General features: G+C 69.7%; 14 protein-coding genes. 11 read left to right on the top strand and 3 right to left on the bottom strand.

The features are described from left to right. Nucleotides 1-392 precede the first annotated feature (392 nt). Nucleotides 393-980 (bottom strand): NADAR family protein, encoded by a 588-nt coding sequence (locus tag ACWIHT_RS19465; RefSeq protein ID WP_456169353.1) that lies wholly within the window; start codon nucleotides 978-980, stop codon nucleotides 393-395. 211 nt (nucleotides 981-1,191) lie between these two features. On the opposite strand from ACWIHT_RS19465, the gene ACWIHT_RS19460 reads away from it, so the two are divergent. The 8 genes from ACWIHT_RS19460 (at nucleotide 1,192) to ACWIHT_RS19425 (ending at nucleotide 10,876) form a co-directional block, all read left to right on the top strand. Then, a complete protein-coding gene (locus ACWIHT_RS19460) occupies nucleotides 1,192-2,727 on the top strand; it encodes a gamma-aminobutyraldehyde dehydrogenase (protein ID WP_456169352.1) in 1,536 nt (511 codons plus the stop codon). A gap of 56 nt (nucleotides 2,728-2,783) precedes the next feature. After that, nucleotides 2,784-4,031, top strand: coding sequence for an ABC transporter substrate-binding protein (locus ACWIHT_RS19455; RefSeq protein WP_456169351.1), 1,248 nt, complete (start codon nucleotides 2,784-2,786; stop codon nucleotides 4,029-4,031). Between the two features lie 5 nt (nucleotides 4,032-4,036). Continuing rightward, a complete protein-coding gene (locus tag ACWIHT_RS19450) occupies nucleotides 4,037-5,191 on the top strand; it encodes an ABC transporter ATP-binding protein (protein WP_456169350.1) in 1,155 nt (384 codons plus the stop codon). Next, on the top strand, nucleotides 5,191-6,117 hold the full coding sequence (locus ACWIHT_RS19445; RefSeq protein ID WP_456169349.1) for an ABC transporter permease: 927 nt from the start codon (nucleotides 5,191-5,193) through the stop codon (nucleotides 6,115-6,117). The genes ACWIHT_RS19450 and ACWIHT_RS19445 overlap by 1 nt, the downstream gene beginning before the upstream one ends. After that, nucleotides 6,118-6,918, top strand: coding sequence for an ABC transporter permease (locus ACWIHT_RS19440; protein ID WP_456169348.1), 801 nt, complete (start codon nucleotides 6,118-6,120; stop codon nucleotides 6,916-6,918). A 29-nt stretch (nucleotides 6,919-6,947) separates the two neighbouring features. Next, nucleotides 6,948-8,375 carry an NAD(P)/FAD-dependent oxidoreductase gene (locus ACWIHT_RS19435; RefSeq protein WP_456169347.1) on the top strand — a complete coding sequence of 476 codons (1,428 nt, stop codon included), beginning with the start codon at nucleotides 6,948-6,950 and terminating at the stop codon, nucleotides 8,373-8,375. Between the two features lie 124 nt (nucleotides 8,376-8,499). Beyond that, complete coding sequence (locus ACWIHT_RS19430) at nucleotides 8,500-8,955, top strand: hypothetical protein (RefSeq protein WP_456169346.1); 456 nt, start codon at nucleotides 8,500-8,502, stop codon at nucleotides 8,953-8,955. Nucleotides 8,956-9,067: 112 nt separating this feature from the next. After that, nucleotides 9,068-10,876 carry a chitinase gene (locus ACWIHT_RS19425; protein ID WP_456169646.1) on the top strand — a complete coding sequence of 603 codons (1,809 nt, stop codon included), beginning with the start codon at nucleotides 9,068-9,070 and terminating at the stop codon, nucleotides 10,874-10,876. Here the strand turns inward: ACWIHT_RS19425 and ACWIHT_RS19420 are convergent. Both ACWIHT_RS19420 and gabT read right to left on the bottom strand, forming a co-directional pair. Continuing rightward, entirely contained in the window at nucleotides 10,864-11,439 is a 576-nt protein-coding gene (locus ACWIHT_RS19420) for a phosphatase PAP2 family protein (protein WP_456169345.1), read from the bottom strand. The two genes, ACWIHT_RS19425 and ACWIHT_RS19420, sit on opposite strands and share 13 nt — an antisense overlap. A gap of 434 nt (nucleotides 11,440-11,873) precedes the next feature. Further along, nucleotides 11,874-13,208, bottom strand: coding sequence for a 4-aminobutyrate--2-oxoglutarate transaminase (gene gabT / locus ACWIHT_RS19415; RefSeq protein WP_456169344.1), 1,335 nt, complete (start codon nucleotides 13,206-13,208; stop codon nucleotides 11,874-11,876). A 270-nt stretch (nucleotides 13,209-13,478) separates the two neighbouring features. On the opposite strand from gabT, the gene ACWIHT_RS19410 reads away from it, so the two are divergent. The 3 genes from ACWIHT_RS19410 (at nucleotide 13,479) to ACWIHT_RS19400 (ending at nucleotide 18,978) form a co-directional block, all read left to right on the top strand. Further along, complete coding sequence (locus ACWIHT_RS19410) at nucleotides 13,479-15,689, top strand: ATP-binding protein (RefSeq protein WP_456169343.1); 2,211 nt, start codon at nucleotides 13,479-13,481, stop codon at nucleotides 15,687-15,689. 121 nt (nucleotides 15,690-15,810) lie between these two features. After that, the gene (locus tag ACWIHT_RS19405) at nucleotides 15,811-17,403 is read left to right on the top strand and encodes a PucR family transcriptional regulator (protein ID WP_456169342.1); all 1,593 of its coding nucleotides are present in this window, start codon (nucleotides 15,811-15,813) and stop codon (nucleotides 17,401-17,403) included. Between the two features lie 129 nt (nucleotides 17,404-17,532). After that, a complete protein-coding gene (locus ACWIHT_RS19400; RefSeq protein ID WP_456169341.1) occupies nucleotides 17,533-18,978 on the top strand; it encodes an aldehyde dehydrogenase family protein in 1,446 nt (481 codons plus the stop codon). The last annotated feature ends 48 nt before the right edge of the window (nucleotides 18,979-19,026 follow it).

Here is a 19,026-nt window from a genome sequence, read left to right as displayed (position 1 = left end):
GAAGCGCCTTCCTCGACCGGCCCCCGGGTAGCTCGCCCCGCTGAGGCTGCTCTCGCCCCCCCCGCCAACGCGAGTGCAACCGCGGCCAGAGCGCCTCCCCGACGGACCCCCGGCGGCTCGTGCTGCTGTGAAGCCGCCCCCGCCCCTCCGCCAACGCGCAATCCCGACCGCAGCCAAAGTGCCTTCCCCAGCCCGCCCCCGCACCCCAACCCCCGCACCCCAACCCCGGCAAGACACCCCCGACCGAAGCCCCCTTCCTCACCCCACCCCACCCTTCCGCGCCGCGCAGAAGCCCTCCCCGGGCCCCCGCCAGCGTGAGCCCAGCCGCAGCCGAAGTGCCTCCGGAGGGGGGCACCCCTACCCCAACCGCCTCCGGGGGCGGGGCTCGCCCCCTACCCCAACCGCTCCCGCGCCTCCATCAACGCGAACCCCAACAGATTCGGCCCCCGCCACCGCGCGGGATCCTCCGCCGCGGGGTCGTCCGCGGTCAGGCCGATGCCCCATACCCGGTCCACCGGACTCGCCTCCACCAGTACGCGCTCACCCGTGCCCAGCAGAAACGCCCGCAGTTCCTCGTCCGCCGCGAACTTGTGGACGCTCCCCTCGACGACGATCCCGAACCGCTCCCGCGTCCAGATCTCCTCGTCGAAGCCGCGCACCAGGCGCCCCGCCTTCTTCGCCTCGGACGGATGTCCCGCCGCCAGCACCCGCGCGAGCGCGTCCTCGTCGCCGAACAGTCGCGCCTTGCCGGCCATCATCCAGTGCTCGGCGGTCGCATAGGTCACCCCGTCCACCGTGAACGGCGACGGCCACCACTGGCTCAGACAGCTCGCGCTCACGCGTCCGTCCGGGCGTGGCCGGTGGCCCCAGAAGTGCAGGTACTTGACCTTGGTCCCAGCGCGCACTTCCCTGATCAGGGCTTCCTGTGAATCGATCTTTTCCGCGGCCTCCGCCGCGAGCTTCCCCGTGATCTTGTCCATGCACGCGAGTCTTGCAGGCACCACTGACACTCCGTCCCCCCTTTTCCATACGGACTCGACACCTGGTCGAAGGATTCCGTCGCGTAACCAAAAGGCAACAACGGAATCACTTGTTGGAGTCCCTTTGCTCTGTCAGGATCGGCATTCAAATCGAGCTGGAGCTACGCCACCCGCCAGCGGACGAAGCGGGGCGAAGGCGGAGGAGAGCGACATGCACCACCCGGGCAGCGAGACCCCGGAACGATTCCCCGCTCAGGAGTTCTTCGCGGACGGCGCGCAGTTCATCGCGGGCCGCCTGACCAAGGGCACCTCGGGCCACACCCACGCGGTCGTCGACCCGGCGACCGGCGAGGACGTCTACACGTACGAGCTGGCCGGCACGGCGGACGTGGACGCGGCCGTGGCCGCCGCCCGCGCCGCCTTCCCCGCCTGGTCGGGCGCCACCCCCGGCGAGCGCTCCGACGCGCTGCACCGTTTCGCCGCCGTGCTCGCCGAGCGCGCGGACGACTTCGCCCGCGCCGAGTCACTCCAGTGCGGCAAGCCCCTCAAGCTGACCCGCGAATTCGACATCCCCGGGACCATCGACAACACGGCCTTCTTCGCCGGTGCCGCACGGCACCTCCAGGGGCAGTCCGCCGGTGAGTACTCGGGCGACCACACGTCGTACGTACGCCGTGAACCCATCGGTGTCGTCGGCTCCATCGCGCCCTGGAACTATCCCCTCCAGATGGCCGCCTGGAAGATCCTCCCGGCGATCGCGGCCGGCAACACGATCGTCCTCAAGCCCGCCGAGCTGACCCCGCTGACCTCGCTGATGTTCGCGCAGGCCGCCACCGAGGCCGGTATCCCGGACGGTGTCATCAACATCATCACCGGCACCGGGAAGGTCGCCGGTGAGCATCTCGTCGGGCACCCGGATGTCGCCATGACCTCCTTCACCGGCTCCACGGCCGTCGGCAAGCGCGTCGCCGAGATCGCGACCGCCACCGTCAAGCGCATCCACCTGGAGCTCGGCGGGAAGGCGCCCTTCGTGGTCTTCGACGACGCCGATCTCGAAGCCGCCGTCAACGGAGCCGTCGCCGGTTCGCTCATCAACACCGGGCAGGACTGCACGGCCGCCACGCGCGCGTACGTGCAAAGGCCCCTCTACGAAGCGTTCGTCCAGAAGACGGCCGCCCTCATGGCGGGCGTCCGGGTCGGCGATCCCTTCACCCCCGGCACCGACCTCGGGCCGCTGATCTCACACGTCCAGCGCGACCGCGTCGCCGGGTTCGTCGACCGTGCGCGTGGCTACGCGCGCGTGGTGACCGGCGGCGAGGCTCCTCAGGGAGATCTCAAGAACGGCGCGTACTATCGCCCCACCCTGGTCGCGGACGCCGCCCAGGACAGCGAGATCGTGCAGTCGGAGCTGTTCGGCCCGGTCCTCGTGGTGCTGCCCTTCGACACCGACGACGAGGGCATCGCGCTCGCCAACGACACCCCGTACGGCCTCGCGGCCTCCGCGTGGACCCAGGGCGTCTACCGGGCCAACCGCGCGACCCGCGAGATCAAGGCCGGGTGCGTGTGGATCAACGACCACATCCCGATCATCAGCGAGATGCCCCACGGCGGCTACAAGGCGTCCGGCTTCGGCAAGGACATGTCCGCCTACTCGTTCGAGGAGTACACCCAGATCAAGCACGTCATGTTCGACAACACCGCGGTCGCCAGGAAGGACTGGCACCGCACGATCTTCGGGGACCGATAGCAGAACTGACGGCCGCCCAAGGCGCCGCCGTCTCCTCCCGAAAGGGCAGCACGCGCATGAAGCAGTACGAGCCCGACCGCCTGACCCCGGCCGAAGTGGCCGCCGTGCGGCGCAGCTTCCGCAAGAGCAGGTCCGCGTGGACCCGCCGTTCGGTGCTGCGCGCCTCCGCGGGCGGCGCGCTCGCGGTCGGCGGTCTCGGGGCCCTGAGCGGCTGCGGGATCCCCGCGGCAGGCAAGACGCAGGGCGGTGTGTCCGCCGACGACCACTCGGCCACGGAGAAGGAGGTCGACTTCTCCAACTGGCCCGAGTACATCGACACGGACGACAGCGGCAAGCACCGGCCCACCCTGGACGCGTTCACCAAGCGGACCGGCATCAAGGTCAAGTACACCGAGGACATCAACGACAACGACGAGTTCTTCGGCAAGATCCAGCCGCAGCTCGCCGCCGGTCAGTCCACGGGCCGCGACCTGATCGTCCTCACCGACTGGCTGGCCGCCCGCATGATCCGCCTGGGGTATGTGCAGAAACTGGACGCGTCCAATCTGCCGCACGCCTACGCCAACCTGTCGGACCAGTTCCGCAGCCCCGACTGGGATCCCGGCCGGGCGTACTCGTACGTGTGGCAGGGCATCTCGACCGTCATCGCCTACAACAAGAAGGCGCTCGACGGCGTCGAGGTGAAGTCGATCTCCGACCTGCTCGACAACGCCAAGCTCAAGGGCCGCGTCGGCTTCCTCACCGAGATGCGCGACAGCGTCGGCATGACCATGCTCGACATGGGCAAGGACCCGGCGAAGTTCACCACCGACGACTACGACGCGGTCATCGCCCGCCTCCAGAAGGCCGTCGACAAGGGCCAGATCCGCCGCTTCACGGGCAACGACTACACGTCCGACCTCACAAAGGGCGACTTCGCCGCGTGCGTCGCCTGGGGCGGCGACATCGTCCAACTCCAGTCGGACAACCCGGACGTCGGCTATGTCATCCCCGAGGCCGGCTACATGACGTCGACCGACAACATGCTGATCCCCAACAAGGCGCGCCACAAGACGAACGCCGAGCGGCTGATCGACTACTACTACGAGCCCGAACCGGCCGCCGAACTCGCCGCCTACGTCAACTACGTCAGCCCGGTCGCGGACGTGAAGCCGTATCTCGCGAAGATCGACAAGTCGGCGGCGAGCAACCCGCTGATCCTTCCCGACAAGGCCATGGCGGCCAAGTCCCACGCCTTCCGCTCCCTGAGCTCGAAGGAAGAGACGGCCTACCAGCAGAAGTTCGCAAAGCTCACAGGGGCGTGACGAGGATGAACACCAAGGACAACAGCGGCGACGTCCGCCTCTCCGGTATCAGCAAGACCTACGACAACGGCTTCACCGCCGTGCAACCGCTGGACCTGACCGTGCCCCAGGGCTCCTTCTTCGCCCTGCTCGGTGCCTCCGGCTGCGGCAAGACCACCACCCTGCGCATGATCGCCGGCCTGGAGGAACCTTCCTCCGGCACCGTCCACCTCGGCGACCAGGAGGTCACCAACCTCCCGCCGTACAAGCGGCCGGTGAACACCGTCTTCCAGTCGTACGCCCTCTTCCCGCACCTCGACATCTTCGAGAACGTCGCCTTCGGTCTGCGCCGACGCGGCATCAAGTCGGTGAAGCAGCAGGTCGTCGACATGCTCGACCTGGTCCAACTCGGCGAGCAGGCACGCAAGAAGCCGCACCAGCTCTCCGGCGGCCAGCAGCAGCGTGTCGCCGTGGCCCGCGCGCTGATCAACCACCCCAAGGTGCTGCTCCTCGACGAGCCCCTCGGCGCCCTCGACCTCAAGCTGCGCCGCCAGATGCAGCTGGAGCTCAAGCGCATCCAGACCGAGGTCGGCATCACCTTCGTCCACGTCACGCACGACCAGGAGGAGGCCATGACCATGGCCGACACGGTCGCCGTGATGAACGCGGGCCGCGTCGAGCAGCTCGGCTCGCCCAGCGACCTCTACGAGAACCCGAACACCACCTTCGTCGCCAACTTCCTCGGCACCTCCAACCTCATCGAGGCCGAGGTCGACTCCAAGTCCGGCGACGACATCGTCCTCAAGGCGGGCGGCGGCAAGCTGGTCCTCCCCGAGGCGCGATGTTCCGCGCCCACGACGACCGGCGGCAAGGTCCTGGTCGGCGTACGCCCGGAGAAGATCACCCTCACGCCCGCCGACGACGCGGGCGAGATCCCGGCCGGCCGCAACCGCATCACCGGCAAGATCGCCGACTCCAGCTTCATCGGCGTCTCCACCCAGTACGTCATCGACAGCCCGGTCTGCCCCGAGTTCGAGGTCTACGCCCAGAACATCGACCGCGACGCCCGGCTGCGGCCCGGTGCCGATGTCGTTCTGCACTGGAACCCGGCCCACACCTTCGGCCTCGACGCGGCGCAGGACATCGACGCGGGCGTCGACACCGAGGAGGAGGCCGCCTGATGGCCGCTGTCACCGAGGCGCCGCCCCTGGCGCCCGCGCCGGAGGAGAAGGCGCCGCGCAAGAAGCGGGGCCGCTGGACGCCGTACTGGCTGCTGCTGCCCGGCATTCTCTGGCTGATCATCTTCTTCGCGCTGCCGATGATCTACCAGGGCTCCACGTCGATCCAGACGGGCTCCCTGGAGGACGGCTACAAGGTCACCTGGCACTTCGCGACCTACTGGGACGCGGTGTCCGAGTACTGGCCGCAGTTCCTGCGCTCGGGCCTCTACGCCGCCGCCGCGACCATCCTCTGCCTGCTGCTCGGCTACCCGCTCGCGTACCTCATCGCCTTCCGCGCGGGACGCTGGCGCAACCTGATCATGATCCTGGTGATCGCGCCGTTCTTCACCAGCTTCCTGATCCGCACGCTGGCCTGGAAGACGATCCTCGCGGACAGCGGCCCGGTCGTCAGCGCCCTCAACACGCTGCACGTCCTGGACGTCACCAACTGGCTCGGCTGGACCTCCGGCGACCGTGTGCTGGCCACGCCACTCGCGGTCGTCTGCGGACTGACGTACAACTTCCTGCCGTTCATGGTGCTGCCGCTCTACACCTCGCTGGAGCGCATCGACGGACGGCTGCACGAAGCGGCCGGCGACCTGTACGCCAAGCCGTTCACCACCTTCCGCAAGGTCACTTTCCCGCTGTCGATGCCCGGCGTCGTCTCCGGCACCCTGCTGACCTTCATCCCGGCGGCCGGTGACTACGTCAACGCCGAACTCCTCGGCTCCACCGACACCCGCATGATCGGCAACGTCATCCAGACGCAGTTCCTGCGCATCCTGGACTATCCGACGGCGGCGGCTCTTTCCTTCGTCCTCATGGCCGCCATTCTCGCCATGGTGACCATCTACATTCGCAAGTCCGGGACGGAGGATCTGGTCTAAATGGCAGTCGTACGCTGGTTCAAGCGCCATTTCGTCGTCATCGCAGGCCTGTTGACCCTCGGGTATCTTCTCCTCCCGAACGTCATCGTCACGGTCTTCTCCTTCAACAAACCGAAGGGGCGCTTCAATTACGAGTGGCAGCAGTTCTCGCTGGACGCCTGGAAGCAGCCGTGCGGTGTCGCGGACATGTGCGGTTCGCTGAGCATCAGCCTTCAGATCGCCGTCTGGGCGACCATCGGCGCCACCGTCCTCGGCACGATGATCGCCTTCGCGCTGGTCCGCTACCGCTTCCGCGCCCGCGGTGCCGTCAACTCGCTGATCTTCCTGCCGATGGCGATGCCCGAGGTCGTCATGGCGGCCTCGCTGCTCACCCTGTTCCTCAACATGGGCGCCCAACTGGGCTTCTACACCATCCTGATCGCCCACATCATGTTCTGCCTCAGCTTCGTCGTCACCGCCGTCAAGGCCCGTGTGATGTCGATGGACCCGCGCCTGGAGGAGGCGGCCCGGGACCTCTACGCCGGCCCGGTGCAGACGTTCGTCAGGGTCACCCTCCCCATCGCGGCCCCCGGAATCGCGGCGGGCGCGCTGCTTTCCTTCGCGCTCTCCTTCGACGATTTCATCATCACCAATTTCAACGCGGGTTCGACCGTCACCTTCCCCATGTTCGTCTGGGGTTCGGCACAGCGCGGGACACCCGTTCAGATCAATGTCATCGGTACGGCCATGTTCCTCGTCGCCGTATTGTTGGTGCTCGCCTCGATGGCGATCACCAACCGCCGCAACAAGGTGAAGGCATAACCGCTAGCGCCCTGTAGGGAGTTGAAATCATGGCCCCAAGCGCCATGAGCCGTAACACCAATTGGACGAAGTCACTCTCCGAGGCCCGGCCGGTCCCGTACTGGCTGGACGACCCCGGCAAGCCCCACCCCGAGCCCGCGCTCACCGGCGCCGAGACCTGCGATCTGCTGGTCGTCGGCGGCGGCTACAGCGGACTGTGGACCGCGCTCATCGCGAAAGAGCGCGACCCGCAACGGGATGTCGTCCTGCTGGAAGGCCGCGAGGTGGGCTGGGCCGCCTCGGGCCGCAACGGCGGCTTCTGCGCCGCCTCCCTCACCCACGGCCTGTCCAACGGCCTCACCCGCTGGCCCGACGAGATCCACCAGCTGGAGGAACTGGGCGCCCGCAACCTCGACGCGATCGAGAGCGCGGTCGCCCGCTACTCCCTGGACTGCGAGTTCGAGCGCACCGGCGAGATCGACGTCGCCACCGAACCGCACCAGGCCGAGGAACTCCATGACTGGTACGGCGAGTTGGAGAGCAAGGGCCTCGCCGACGGCACCGAGTTCCTGGACGCGGAAGCGGTCCGAGAACAGGTCGCCTCACCGACCTTCCTCGCCGGCCTCTACGACAGCCGGGGCGTCGCGATGCTCAACCCGGCCAAACTGGCCTGGGGGTTGAAGCGCGCCTGCCTCGGGCTCGGCGTCCGGATCTACGAACACACCCCCGCCCTCGCCCTCAAGCCGTACGGCGCCGGCATGGCCGTACGCACGTCCTACGGCTCGGTCCGCGCCCGCCGGGTCGCGCTCGGCACCAACATCTTCCCGAACCTGGTCAAGCGCGTCCGCTCGTACACCGTCCCGGTCTACGACTACGCGCTGATGACCGAGCCGCTCTCCGCCGACCAGTTGGCGTCGATCGGCTGGAAGAACCGCCAGGGTCTTGGCGATTCGGCGAACCAGTTCCACTACTTCCGCCTGTCCGCCGACAACCGCATCCTGTGGGGCGGTTACGACGCGATCTATCCGTACGGCGGCCGGGTGCGCGCCGAGTACGACGACCGCCCGGAGACGTACGCCAAGCTCGCCGAGCACTTCTTCACCTGCTTCCCGCAGCTGGAGGGCCTCAACTTCTCGCACGCGTGGGGCGGCGCGATCGACACCTGCTCGCGCTTCTCGGCGTTCTTCGGCACCGCCCACCAGGGCAAGGTGGCCTACGCGGCGGGCTTCACCGGCCTCGGCGTCGGCGCGACCCGCTTCGGCGCGGACGTGATGCTGGACCTGCTCGCGGGGGAGCGCACCGAGCGCACGGAGCTGGAGATGGTCCGCAAGAAGCCGCTGCCCTTCCCGCCCGAGCCCTTCGCCTGGACCGGCATCGCGCTCACCAAGTGGTCGCTGGCCCGCGCCGACGACCACGGCGGCCGGCGCAACCTGTGGCTGAAGACGATGGACAAGCTGGGCCTGGGCTTCGACAGTTGAGCCCCCCTGCGGGGTGTGACCCGGTTCACTCCTTCGGGGTGCTGGAACCCGCGTAATGCCGACGGCCGCCCTCCCTCTCTCCTGTGACGCGACCAGCGTCGACAGGAGAAAGGGAGGTTTCCTCATGACTGGGGCGAAGACGGCCGTCGAGTGGCTGGCATCCGTGGCTCCGGATCCGGAGGCCTGTCGCTGGGAATGGGAGCGCAATCCCATGGGGATCGCGCTGCTGCCCGCCGGCAAGGCCTGGGACGTACTCATCCTGCCGGGTGAGCTCGGTTATCCCACGCTCGATGTGCTCACTCGGGTCATCGACCAACTGGGCCCGGTACTGGTCGACTTCGGTGACGCACGCATGGGTTTCCTGGTACCGCCCGGCACCGCGGCCCGCTGGCTCGGCACCGGGATCCGTACGGCGGGACCCGGCACCTGGATCGTCGTGCCGTACCCCGGCCGGTCGACCGGCGGAGTCCGCTGGCTGGTACCGCCGGACGGCTCCGGCACCCTCACCGATCCCGCACTCCTCGAACTCGCCATGCACGAGGCGGCGGCGGGGCTGGCCATGGAAGGGGAGGACGGTTAACAGGTCGAGGTCTTGACAAGCTAATTGGTCTGGACCAAATTGGGCGCGCTCCACCCCTCCAATTCCCCCATGCCCGGAGGCACTTGTGGAACGCTCCAGACCCGTCCTCGCCATGCTCACGGCCGCCCTGCTGGCCGTACCCGGCATCACCGCACTCTCGTCGGCCGCCCGTGCGGCCGACGCGGACCTGGCGAAGAACGGAGGCTTCGAGTCCGGCCTCGACAACTGGTCCTGTACCGCGAGCAGCGGTACGACCGTCAAGTCGCCCGTGCACGGCGGCAGTTCGGCGTTGCAGGCGACCCCGGCCGGCAACGACTACGCCCAGTGCGCGCAGACCGTGACCGTGAAACCGAACTCCTCCTACTCGCTCGCCGGTTACGTCCGCGGCAGCTACGTCTACCTCGGCGCGAGCGGCACCGGCACCACGGACGTCTCCACCTGGACCCAATCGGCCCCCGACTGGCAGCGGTTGACGACGAGCTTCACCACCGGCGCGTCCACCACCAAGGTCACGATCTACACCCACGGCTGGTACGCCACCGGCGCCTACTACGCCGACGACATCTCCCTCACCGGCCCGGCGGTCGACCCGGGCCAGCCGCCAACCACCCCCACAGGCCTCGCCGTTGGCACCGTCACCTCCTCCTCCGTCGCCCTCTCCTGGTCCGCCGTCACCGGCGCGACGAGCTACGCGATCTACCGCGGCGGGGTGAAAGTCCAGACGGCGAGCGGCACTTCGGCCACCGTGAGCGGACTGACGGCCGCGACGGCGTACAGCTTCCAGGTCACGGCGGTCAACGACGCGGGCGAGTCACCGAAGTCACCGGCGGTCACCGCGACGACATCCACCGGCTCAGGCCCCAGCAGCGGCCTCCCCATCCACGCCCTGGTCGGCTACCTCCACGCGAGCTTCGCCAACGGCTCCGGCTACACCCGCCTGGCCGACGTCCCCGACAGCTGGGACGTCATCGACCTGGCCTTCGGCGAACCCACCTCCGCCACCTCGGGCGACATCCGCTTCAACCGCTGCCCGGATGGGGGCCCCTCCCGCTCGAACGAAGCCGAGAGTGGGGGAGAGTGCGCGAACGTCGAGAGCGACGCCGACTTCAAGGCGGCCATCAAGGTCAAACAGGCGGCGGGGAAGAAGGTGTTGATCTCCATAGGCGGCGCCAACGGCCAGGTCCAACTCACCACGACGGCGGCGAGGGACACCTTCGTGTCGTCGGTCTCGAACATCATCGACACCTACGGCCTCGACGGCCTGGACATCGACTTCGAGGGCCACTCCCTCTCGCTCGACGCGAGCGACACGAACTTCAAGAGCCCCACAACTCCCGTGGTGGTCAACCTGATCGCCGCCCTGAAGACCTTGAAGGCCAAGTACGGCTCGAAGTTCGTGTTGAGCATGGCGCCCGAGACGTTCTTCGTGCAGATGGGCTACCAGTTCTACGGCACCGGAAAATGGGGCGGCCAGGACCCGAGGTGCGGCGCGTATCTGCCCGTCATCTACGCCCTGCGCGACGACCTCACCCTGCTGCACGTCCAGGACTACAACTCGGGCCCGATCATGGGTCTCGACGGCCAGTACCACACCATGGGCGGCGCCGACTTCCACATCGCGATGACCGACATGCTGCTCACCGGCTTCCCGGTCGCGGGCGACACCACCAACATGTTCCCGGCCCTGCGCCCGGACCAGATCGCCATCGGCATGCCGGCGTCGGTCAACGCGGGCAACGGCTACGTGGCCCCAGCCGAGGTCACGAAAACCCTGGACTGCCTGACGAAGAAGGTGAGTTGCGGCTCGTACCCGACCCACGGCACCTGGCCGACGCTACGCGGCCTGATGACCTGGTCGATCAACTGGGACCGCTACTCGAACTGGGAGTTCCAGAAGACGTTCGACGGCTACTTCGGCTGAGGCTCTCTCGCCAAGCGGCCGAGGAACAGCCGTAGCGACGCGAGCAGCGCGGTCCCGAGGCACCAACTGGCCACCACGTCCAGTGGCCAGTGGTAGCCCCGCCGGACCAGCCCGAAGCTCACGCAGGCGACCAGGAGGACGCAGATCGCGACGGCTCCGCGACGGGCGTACGACGTCCGGAGCCAAGGAAGGAGGACGAGCGTCGAGGCGCCGTACGCGATCATCGCGGTGGCCGTGTGGCCTGAGGGGTAGTAGCCGGTGCCGGGCGGGACGGCCGGGGTGCCGCCGCGGGCGATCAGTTCCTTGACGGGGACGGTCAGCGCCGGGACCAGGGCCATCAGCACGGCCGCCGCGAGAGGTGGCAGCCACCAGCGGTCCGTACCACTGGCACGGCCGCGCCGGGCGACGTAGCCGAGGACCACGACGAGAACAGGTACCGCGACCTGGACGTTGCCGAGGTCGGCGAGGAGTTCCGAGAAGCGGTCCGGGTGGACGAGTGCGCGGCTCAGGCGCTCGTCCAGGCGGAGGAGCGGGCCGTCGTGGGCGACCTGCCAGGTGATCACCGCGAAGAGCAGCGGGGGCAGGGCGAGAAGGAGCCAGAAAAAGGAGGTCGGCCGACCTGGAACAGGGGGGGTAGTTCCAGGCCGGCCGACCGGATCGGCGGATCGGCCGCCCCGGGGGGTTTGGGGCGGCCGACTGTCCGATCGGTGAGGAGATTCGGAGCCAGAGGCTCCTGTTGTGTGCGCGAGGGCACGACCAGGGCGAAGCTGGGGAGGCCCCGTCCTGAAATCGCCCACAGTCCCCTGTGGGCGGGGTGTATCTCTCATCTGGGTAGAACCTACGGCAGTGACTGGAGGGAAGACAGGCGGATTCGCGTCCCGTCATGTACCCCGCACACCTTCTTCACACGGCCTGACGCCCGCCGCCCCAGCCTGTGAATCATCGGGGATGAAACGGCTGGGGCGGGTGGGACGCGTGAGGCGCGGGAGAGGGTGGCTCAGATACGTGCGAACGCCTGCTCGATGATGTCGAGGCCCTCGCTCAGCAGGTCGTCCCCGATGACCAGCGGGGGCAGGAAACGGAGGACGTTGCCGTAGGTGCCACAGGTCAGGACCAGCAGCCCCTCCTGGTGGCAGGCCTTGGCGAGCGCGGCCGTGGCCTCCGGGTTCGGCTCCTTGGTCGTACGGTCCTTGACCAGCTCGATGGCGATCATCGCGCCGCGCCCGCGGACGTCCCCGATGATGTCGAACTTCTCCGCCATCGCGCCGAGCCGGGCCTTCATCACGGCCTCGATGTTCTTGGCCTTGGCGTTGAGGTCGAGTTCCTTCATGGTCTCGATCGCGCCGAGCGCACCGGCGCAGGCGACGGGGTTGCCGCCGTAGGTCCCCCCGAGGCCGCCGGCGTGCGCGGCGTCCATGATCTCGGCGCGCCCGGTCACGGCGGCGAGCGGCAGCCCGCCCGCGATCCCCTTCGCAGTGGTGATGAGATCCGGGACGACACCCTCGTCCTCGCACGCGAACCACTGACCCGTACGGCAGAACCCGGACTGGATCTCGTCGGCGACGAAGACGATCCCGTTGTCGGCTGCGAACTTGCTGAGCGCCGGCAGGAAGCCCTTGGCCGGCTCGATGAAACCGCCTTCGCCGAGGACCGGCTCGATGATGATCGCGGCGACGTTGTCGGCCCCGATCTGCTTGTTGATCATGTCGATGGCCTGCGCGGAGGCCTCGGCACCGGCGTTCTCCGGACCGGTCAACCAGCGGTAGCCGTAGGCCACCGGCACGCGGTACACCTCGGGCGCGAAGGGCCCAAACCCGTTCTTGTACGGCATGTTCTTCGCCGTCAGCGCCATCGTCAGGTTGGTGCGCCCGTGGTACCCGTGGTCGAACACGACGACGGCCTGCCGCTTGGTGTAGGCGCGAGCGATTTTCACGGCGTTCTCGACGGCCTCGGCGCCGGAGTTGAACAGCGCGGACTTCTTGGCGTGGTCGCCGGGGGTCAGCTCGGCGAGCGCCTCCGCGACCTCCACATACCCCTCGTACGGCGTGACCATGAAACAGGTGTGGGTGAAGTCGGCGAGCTGCGCGGCGGCACGGCGTACGACGGCCTCGGCGGAGGCGCCGACACTCGTCACCGCGATACCGGAACCGAAGTCGATGAACCGGTTCCCGTCGACGTCCTCGATGATCCCACCGCCCGCGCGCGCGGTGAACACGGGCAGCACGGAACCCACACCGGCCGCGACCGCCGCGGTACGGCGGGCCTGCAGCTCCTGGGACTTCGGGCCGGGGATCGCGGTGACGACGCGGCGCTCCTGCGGAAGTGCGGTCATGAGGGGCTCCTGGGGGTGGTGCGGACGCTTACGCGCATTCCTGTTTCTTTTTCTTCCTTTCTCGCAGGCTAGGACCGGGGGCGAGGGGTGGGCATGCTCCATGTGGGCGGTGTCGACGCCGCGGGTTGTCCGCCGTGGACAGTGCCGGGTTCGCGGAGCTTGTCGTGCACCCGGCCGCGTAAACGGTGAACTCCCCTTCTGGGCGCGTTAGATTGACTCGCCGACGGTGCACGGAACGGCTGGTCAAGGGGCGAGGGCGAGGACGGGACGATGGACAGCGACGGGACGCGGGACGCACGGGGTACGCACGCGAATCCTGTGCCGCGTCCGGCGGGGCCTGCGGAGGTGCCCGGAGTGCCGCCCCGGCCCACCTGGGAGCCCAGGGCGAGGGCCCCGCAGCCCTACGAAGCAGCCGCGCCGGGCGCGTTTTCCTCCAGCCCACCGCCGCCGTCCGGGTTCCCGCTCGTACCTCAGGAGGGCTCCGCGTTCCTTGCCTGGCTGCGCACGGCCCGACCGCAGGCCGCGCCCGGCATCTGGCGATTCGGCTACCGCCCGCGCGCAGCGGAGGAACCCGACCAGACCCCGGCCCGACAACTGCTGAGCGGGGCACTCGTCGCCTTCCTCGTGGGATGGCTGGTCTGGTCCCTGCTGCAGAACGGCTACCTGGGCAGCTGGTGGCTGCTCCCCTTCAAACTGCTCATCCCCGACGCCTGGCGCGGCGGCGACAGCGACGTCATGAACGCCCTCGTCTACGAAGGCTACGAACTCGTCATCGCCGTGATCATCATGGTGGCGGTGGGCAAACTGGGCCGGTGGGGGGAGATCTGGCGGCGGTTCGTGGCACCCCGGTTCAAGCGCCTCGAACCACGTCAGGCGCCCGCGCCGGCACCCGAAGAAGACCCTGCCCGCTGGAACCAGCTCCGCGCGGCCGGCGCCCACGAAGCCGCCGAACGACTCTCGGCCGCGGCAGAGACCGGCCAGATGCGCGACGTCGACCACGCGCGTATCGCCCGCGCCTGGCAGGGCGTACGCGGCGGCCGGCACAGCCTCGCCTCCTTCACCAGTGCCGTGCTCTCCGACGGTGCCGCCGCCTGCCTGCACCCCTCCGGCGACCGTGACCTGCCGATGCGCCTGGCTCGGCACGACATGGTCACCGGCCAGGTCAGGCTCGGCACCACCGCCGACGACGCACGAAATCCGTACGCCTACCGGGATACGGGACTGGCTCTCGGGACCGACCTGCTGGGCACCTCGCTGCTTGCCGTCGGCCCCGCCGGCTCCGGCAAGACGGCCTCCGTCGTACGCCCCCTGGCGGAGTCCCTGTGCCTGCAGGCACTCGTCGGACGCGCCGCCGTAGTGGTGCTCGCCACGGCCGGCACCGACCTCGGGCCCACGTCGGCCTACGACGTTGTCGTCCGCGTCGGGCATCCGGAATCGGTCTACGACCTGGACCTGTACGGAGGCACCACCGATGTGGACGAGGCAGCGGCCGTACTGGCCGAGGCGCTCGTCGGCGACCTCGTCGAACTCCATTCCGGCGGAGACGTCCGTCGAGCCGTCACGGTGCTCGCCCAACTGCTCGGACCGTACCGGGCCGTCCACGGCCGCTTCCCCTCCGTACCGGAACTGCGGCAGCTCCTCGAAGGCGCCCCCGCTCCGCTGGCCGGGCTGCGCAAGGGTCTTCAGGACTCCGGACAGGAGTCCCAGTTGCGTGAACTCGATGCCCGCGAGCGGCAGATGGGACAGCCCGGAGACCCCGCGGGTGCCCTTGCCGACCGTATTGCGCTGCTGGACCGGCCCGCGTTCGCCGAGTTCTTCAACACCTCCGGCCAGTCACGGCCCTTCTCGCTGCGCGCCCTCGACCACCCCGTCCGAGTCCGTATCGACCTCCCCGCCCGAGGTCACGCAGATGCCTCGCGGATGCTCGCTCGGCTGGTGCTCGCGCAGTTCACGGCGAGTGTGGCGGTGCGGGAGGACCGGTCGTTGTTCGCGTGTCTGGTGCTCGACGACGCCAGTGGAGTGGTGACACCCGAGGCCGTGCGCGGGATTCAGCGGCTGCGGACCGCCAACGCCGGCGTGGTCCTCACCCTCCGCACCCTCGACGACGCCCCCCGCCCCCTCCGCGGCCCGCTCCTCGGCGCCACCGGATGCCGTATGGCACTGTCCGGAGTGACCCCCTGGGACGGGCAGGACTTCGCCGAGGTGTGGGGCAAGGAGTGGACCGAGACACGGGACGTCACCGACCGGCAGATCATCGCGGAGACCCCGGCCGGCAAGGCCGTGCACATGCTGCGCCGGGTGATCACCGGCAAGGCGCCGACCGCCCGGGCCGTCACCGTCCGCCAGGTAGAGCGCGAGCGCTGGTCCGCGTCCGAGCTCGCGCACGGTGTCCCGGCCGGGCACGCGGTGCTGTCGCTGACCAGTGTGAAGGGGGAGCACGCGCCGCCGCTGCTGGTGGACCTGCGCGACCCCGGGCACTGACCCGGACATACGTGGGCGTCACGACCGTACGGTGAGGCAGAATCGGGGCAGGTCGTTCATACGTGGCGGCCAAAAGACCGCACTGATCGTCCGCGCCTGATCTTCTTCGACTGAAGGCCCCATGCCCCCCACCCTCGCCTCGCTCGTCCACCACTCCGCGCTCAAGCTCACCGTGCGCGCGGGCGAGGACCGTCTGGACGTGCCCGTGCGCTGGGCTCATGTCAGCGAGCTGGCCGACCCGGTGCCGTACATGGAGGGCGGGGAACTGCTGCTGATCACCGCGTTGAAGCTGGACGCGGAGGATCCCAAGGCCATGCGGCGGTATGTGAGGCGGCTGGTGGGGGCGGGGGTCGTGGGGCTCGGGTTCGCCGTCGGGGTCAACTACGACGAGATCCCGAAGGCGCTGGTCGACACCGCTGCGGAGGAGGGGCTGCCGCTGCTCGAAGTGCCCCGGCGGACCCCGTTCATCGCGATCAGCAAGGCCGTCTCGGCCGCCATCGCCGCCGATCAGTACCGGGCCGTGACCGCCGGGTTCGCCGCGCAGCGCGAGCTGACCAGGCAGGCGCTCGCCGACGGTCCGCAGGGGCTGCTCACCGTACTCGCCGCGCAGGTCGACGGGTGGGCCGCGCTCTACGACACGTCCGGCGCCGTCGTCGCCACCGCACCGGAGTGGGCCGGCCGCCGCGCCGCCCGGCTCACGGCGGACGTGGAGCGGCTGCGGGAGCGCCCCGCGCCCGCCTCCTCCGTGGTGGGCGGCCCGGACAACGAGGACCGCGTCGAACTGCACTCCCTCGGCACCGGCCGACGCCCGAAGGCCGCCCTCGCCGTGGGGACCGCCGCCGCGCTCGGGACGGCGGAACGGTACGCCGTCCACTCCGCGATCGCGCTCCTCACGCTCACCACGGAACGCTCCCGCTCCCTCCAGGCCGCCGAGCAGCGGATCGGCGCGGCGGTGCTGCGGCTGCTGCTCGCCGGGCAGCCGGACCACGCGCGGGCGGTCGCCGGGGACCTGTTCGGCGCGCTCCTCGACGCGCCGTTCCGGGTGATCGTGGGGGAGGGCACCGGTGCGGACCGTGATCCGCTGGGCGGGCTCGCCGAGGTCATGGAGTCGGCGGCGGCCCGCTCCGGGGAGGCCGTACTCGTCGTACCGGAGGGGCCGGAAGAGGCGGAGCGGCTCGTCGTGCTCGCCGTCGACGGCGGCGCGGCCGTCGACGCCTGCCGCGCGTACGCGGCGGCGCTGGAGGCCGAGCGCGCGTCCGCCGACGTACGGGAGCGGGGCGAGGACGGCGAACCGGTCGTCGGGCTCTCCGCACCGGCCGGGCCGATCGCCGCCGCTGCCGCCTACAAGCAGGCCGAGCAGGCGCTCTCGGTGGCCCGGCGGCGCGGGCGGGTGTTCGTCGAGCACGAGCAGCTGGCCGCCGGGTCGGTGCTGCCGTTGCTCGCCGACGACGCCGTACGGGCCTTCGCGGACGGGCTGCTACGGCCGCTCTCCGAGCACGACGCGACCGGGCGCGGCGACCTGGTCGCCTCGCTGCGGGCGTGGCTGTCCCGGCACGGGCAGTGGGACGCGGCGGCGGCCGATCTCGGCGTGCACCGGCACACCCTGCGGTACCGGATGCGGCGGGTCGAGGAGATCCTCGGCCGGTCCCTCGACGATCCGGACGTGCGCATGGAGCTGTGGCTCGCGCTGAAGGCGACAGCCGCGGCGGAGTGAGCGGGCCCTGCCGAACTGTAGTGTTCCCGTCCGGTACCACTACGACTCGGCTAAACGCACCGCGGCCTCCCCGCACCTACGGTGGAGGGAGAAGCCCCAAGACCACCCCCAACGCGGAAGGGCCGGGACATGACTTCCACCCACGCCTTCTGGCTCGCCGGCCGTCAGGCCGACGGCGAGGACACCTTCGACGTCACCTCCCCGTGGGACGGACGCCTCGTCGGCAAGGTCAGTGTGCCGACCGACGCCCAGGTCGAGGAGGCGGTGGCCGCCGCGTACGCCGTACGGGACGAGTTCGCCGCGACCCCCGCCCACGTCCGCGCCGCCGCCCTCGACCACGTCAGCCGACGCCTGGCCGAGCGCACCGAGGAGATCGCGCAACTGATCTCCGCCGAGAACGGCAAGCCCATCAAGTGGGCGCGCGGCGAGGTCGGCCGGGCCGTGTCCGTGTTCCGGTTCGCCGCCGAGGAGGCCCGGCGCTTCAACGGCGGCGAGGCCCAGCGCCTCGACACCGACGCCGGCGGCCAGGGCAGGCTCGCCCTCACCCGGCGCTTCCCGAAGGGCGTCGTCCTCGGCATCGCGCCCTTCAACTTCCCGCTGAACCTCTGCGCCCACAAGATCGCGCCCGCGATAGCGGCCGGCGTGCCGATCATCCTCAAGCCGGCCCCGGCCACCCCGCTCTCCGGCCTGATCATCGGCGACCTGCTCGCCGAGACCGAGCTGCCGGCCGGCGCGTGGAACATCCTGCCGGTCGCCAACGACCACATGCCCGCCCTCGTCCAGGACGAGCGGCTGCCGGTGATCTCCTTCACCGGTTCGGAGAAGGTCGGCTACGCGATCATGGACTCGGTGCCGCGCAAGCACTGCACCCTGGAACTGGGCGGCAACGGCGCGGCCGTGGTCCTCGGGGACTACTCCTCCGACGCCGACCTCGACTGGGCCGCGACCCGTATCGCCACCTTCTCCAACTACCAGGGCGGCCAGTCCTGCATCTCCGTGCAGCGGGTCATCGTGGATGCCGCCGTCTACGACCGTCTCCTCCCGCGCATCGTCGCGGCGGTGGAGGCCCAGGTCACCGGTGACCCGTCCGACGCCAAGACCGACGTCGGTCCGCTGGTGAGCGAGGCCGCCGCGCAGCGCGTCGAGTCGTGGGTCCAGGAGGCCGTCGACGCCGGCGCCACTCTCCTCACCGGCGGCAAGCGCGACGGCGCCTCGTACGCGCCGACCGTGCTGACGGACGTACCGGCCGACGTGACGATCTCCTGCGAGGAGGTCTTCGGACCGGTGCTGACCGTGACGAAGGTGGACGGTGAGGCCGCCGCCTTCGCCGCCGCCAACGACTCCAAGTACGGCCTCCAGGCAGGGGTGTTCACCCACGACGTGCAGGTCGCGTTCCGCGCCCACCGCGCGCTTGAGGTCGGCGGTGTCGTGATCGGCGACGTCCCGTCCTACCGCGCCGACCAGATGCCGTACGGCGGTGCCAAGCAGTCCGGTGTCGGCCGCGAGGGCGTGAAGTTCGCGATGGACGACTACACGTACGAGCGGGTGCTGGTGCTGACGGGCCTCGCGCTCTGACCGTCCTCTCACCCGACAGCCCTAGCTAATGGGAACCATTTTCATATA

The sequence above is a fragment of the Streptomyces sp. NPDC002276 genome (assembly GCF_053891435.1).
Note: the sequence above shows the minus strand (reverse complement) of the source record. Positions and strands in the feature narration are given on the sequence as shown.

Bases quoted from the DNA above. Each gene is read 5' to 3' on its own strand.
- ACWIHT_RS19440 (WP_456169348.1), top strand. From the start codon at position 6,118: ATGGCAGTCGTACGCTGGTTCAAGCGCCATTTCGTCGTCATCGCAGGC.
- ACWIHT_RS19425 (WP_456169646.1), top strand. From the start codon at position 9,068: ATGCTCACGGCCGCCCTGCTGGCCGTACCCGGCATCACCGCACTCTCG.
- ACWIHT_RS19455 (WP_456169351.1), top strand. From the start codon at position 2,784: ATGAAGCAGTACGAGCCCGACCGCCTGACCCCGGCCGAAGTGGCCGCC.
- ACWIHT_RS19460 (WP_456169352.1), top strand. From the start codon at position 1,192: ATGCACCACCCGGGCAGCGAGACCCCGGAACGATTCCCCGCTCAGGAG.
- ACWIHT_RS19430 (WP_456169346.1), top strand. From the start codon at position 8,500: ATGACTGGGGCGAAGACGGCCGTCGAGTGGCTGGCATCCGTGGCTCCG.
- ACWIHT_RS19410 (WP_456169343.1), top strand. From the start codon at position 13,479: ATGGACAGCGACGGGACGCGGGACGCACGGGGTACGCACGCGAATCCT.
- ACWIHT_RS19400 (WP_456169341.1), top strand. From the start codon at position 17,533: ATGACTTCCACCCACGCCTTCTGGCTCGCCGGCCGTCAGGCCGACGGC.
- ACWIHT_RS19405 (WP_456169342.1), top strand. From the start codon at position 15,811: ATGCCCCCCACCCTCGCCTCGCTCGTCCACCACTCCGCGCTCAAGCTC.
- ACWIHT_RS19465 (WP_456169353.1), bottom strand. From the start codon at position 980: ATGGACAAGATCACGGGGAAGCTCGCGGCGGAGGCCGCGGAAAAGATC.
- ACWIHT_RS19435 (WP_456169347.1), top strand. From the start codon at position 6,948: ATGGCCCCAAGCGCCATGAGCCGTAACACCAATTGGACGAAGTCACTC.
- gabT (WP_456169344.1), bottom strand. From the start codon at position 13,208: ATGACCGCACTTCCGCAGGAGCGCCGCGTCGTCACCGCGATCCCCGGC.
- ACWIHT_RS19445 (WP_456169349.1), top strand. From the start codon at position 5,191: ATGGCCGCTGTCACCGAGGCGCCGCCCCTGGCGCCCGCGCCGGAGGAG.
- ACWIHT_RS19450 (WP_456169350.1), top strand. From the start codon at position 4,037: ATGAACACCAAGGACAACAGCGGCGACGTCCGCCTCTCCGGTATCAGC.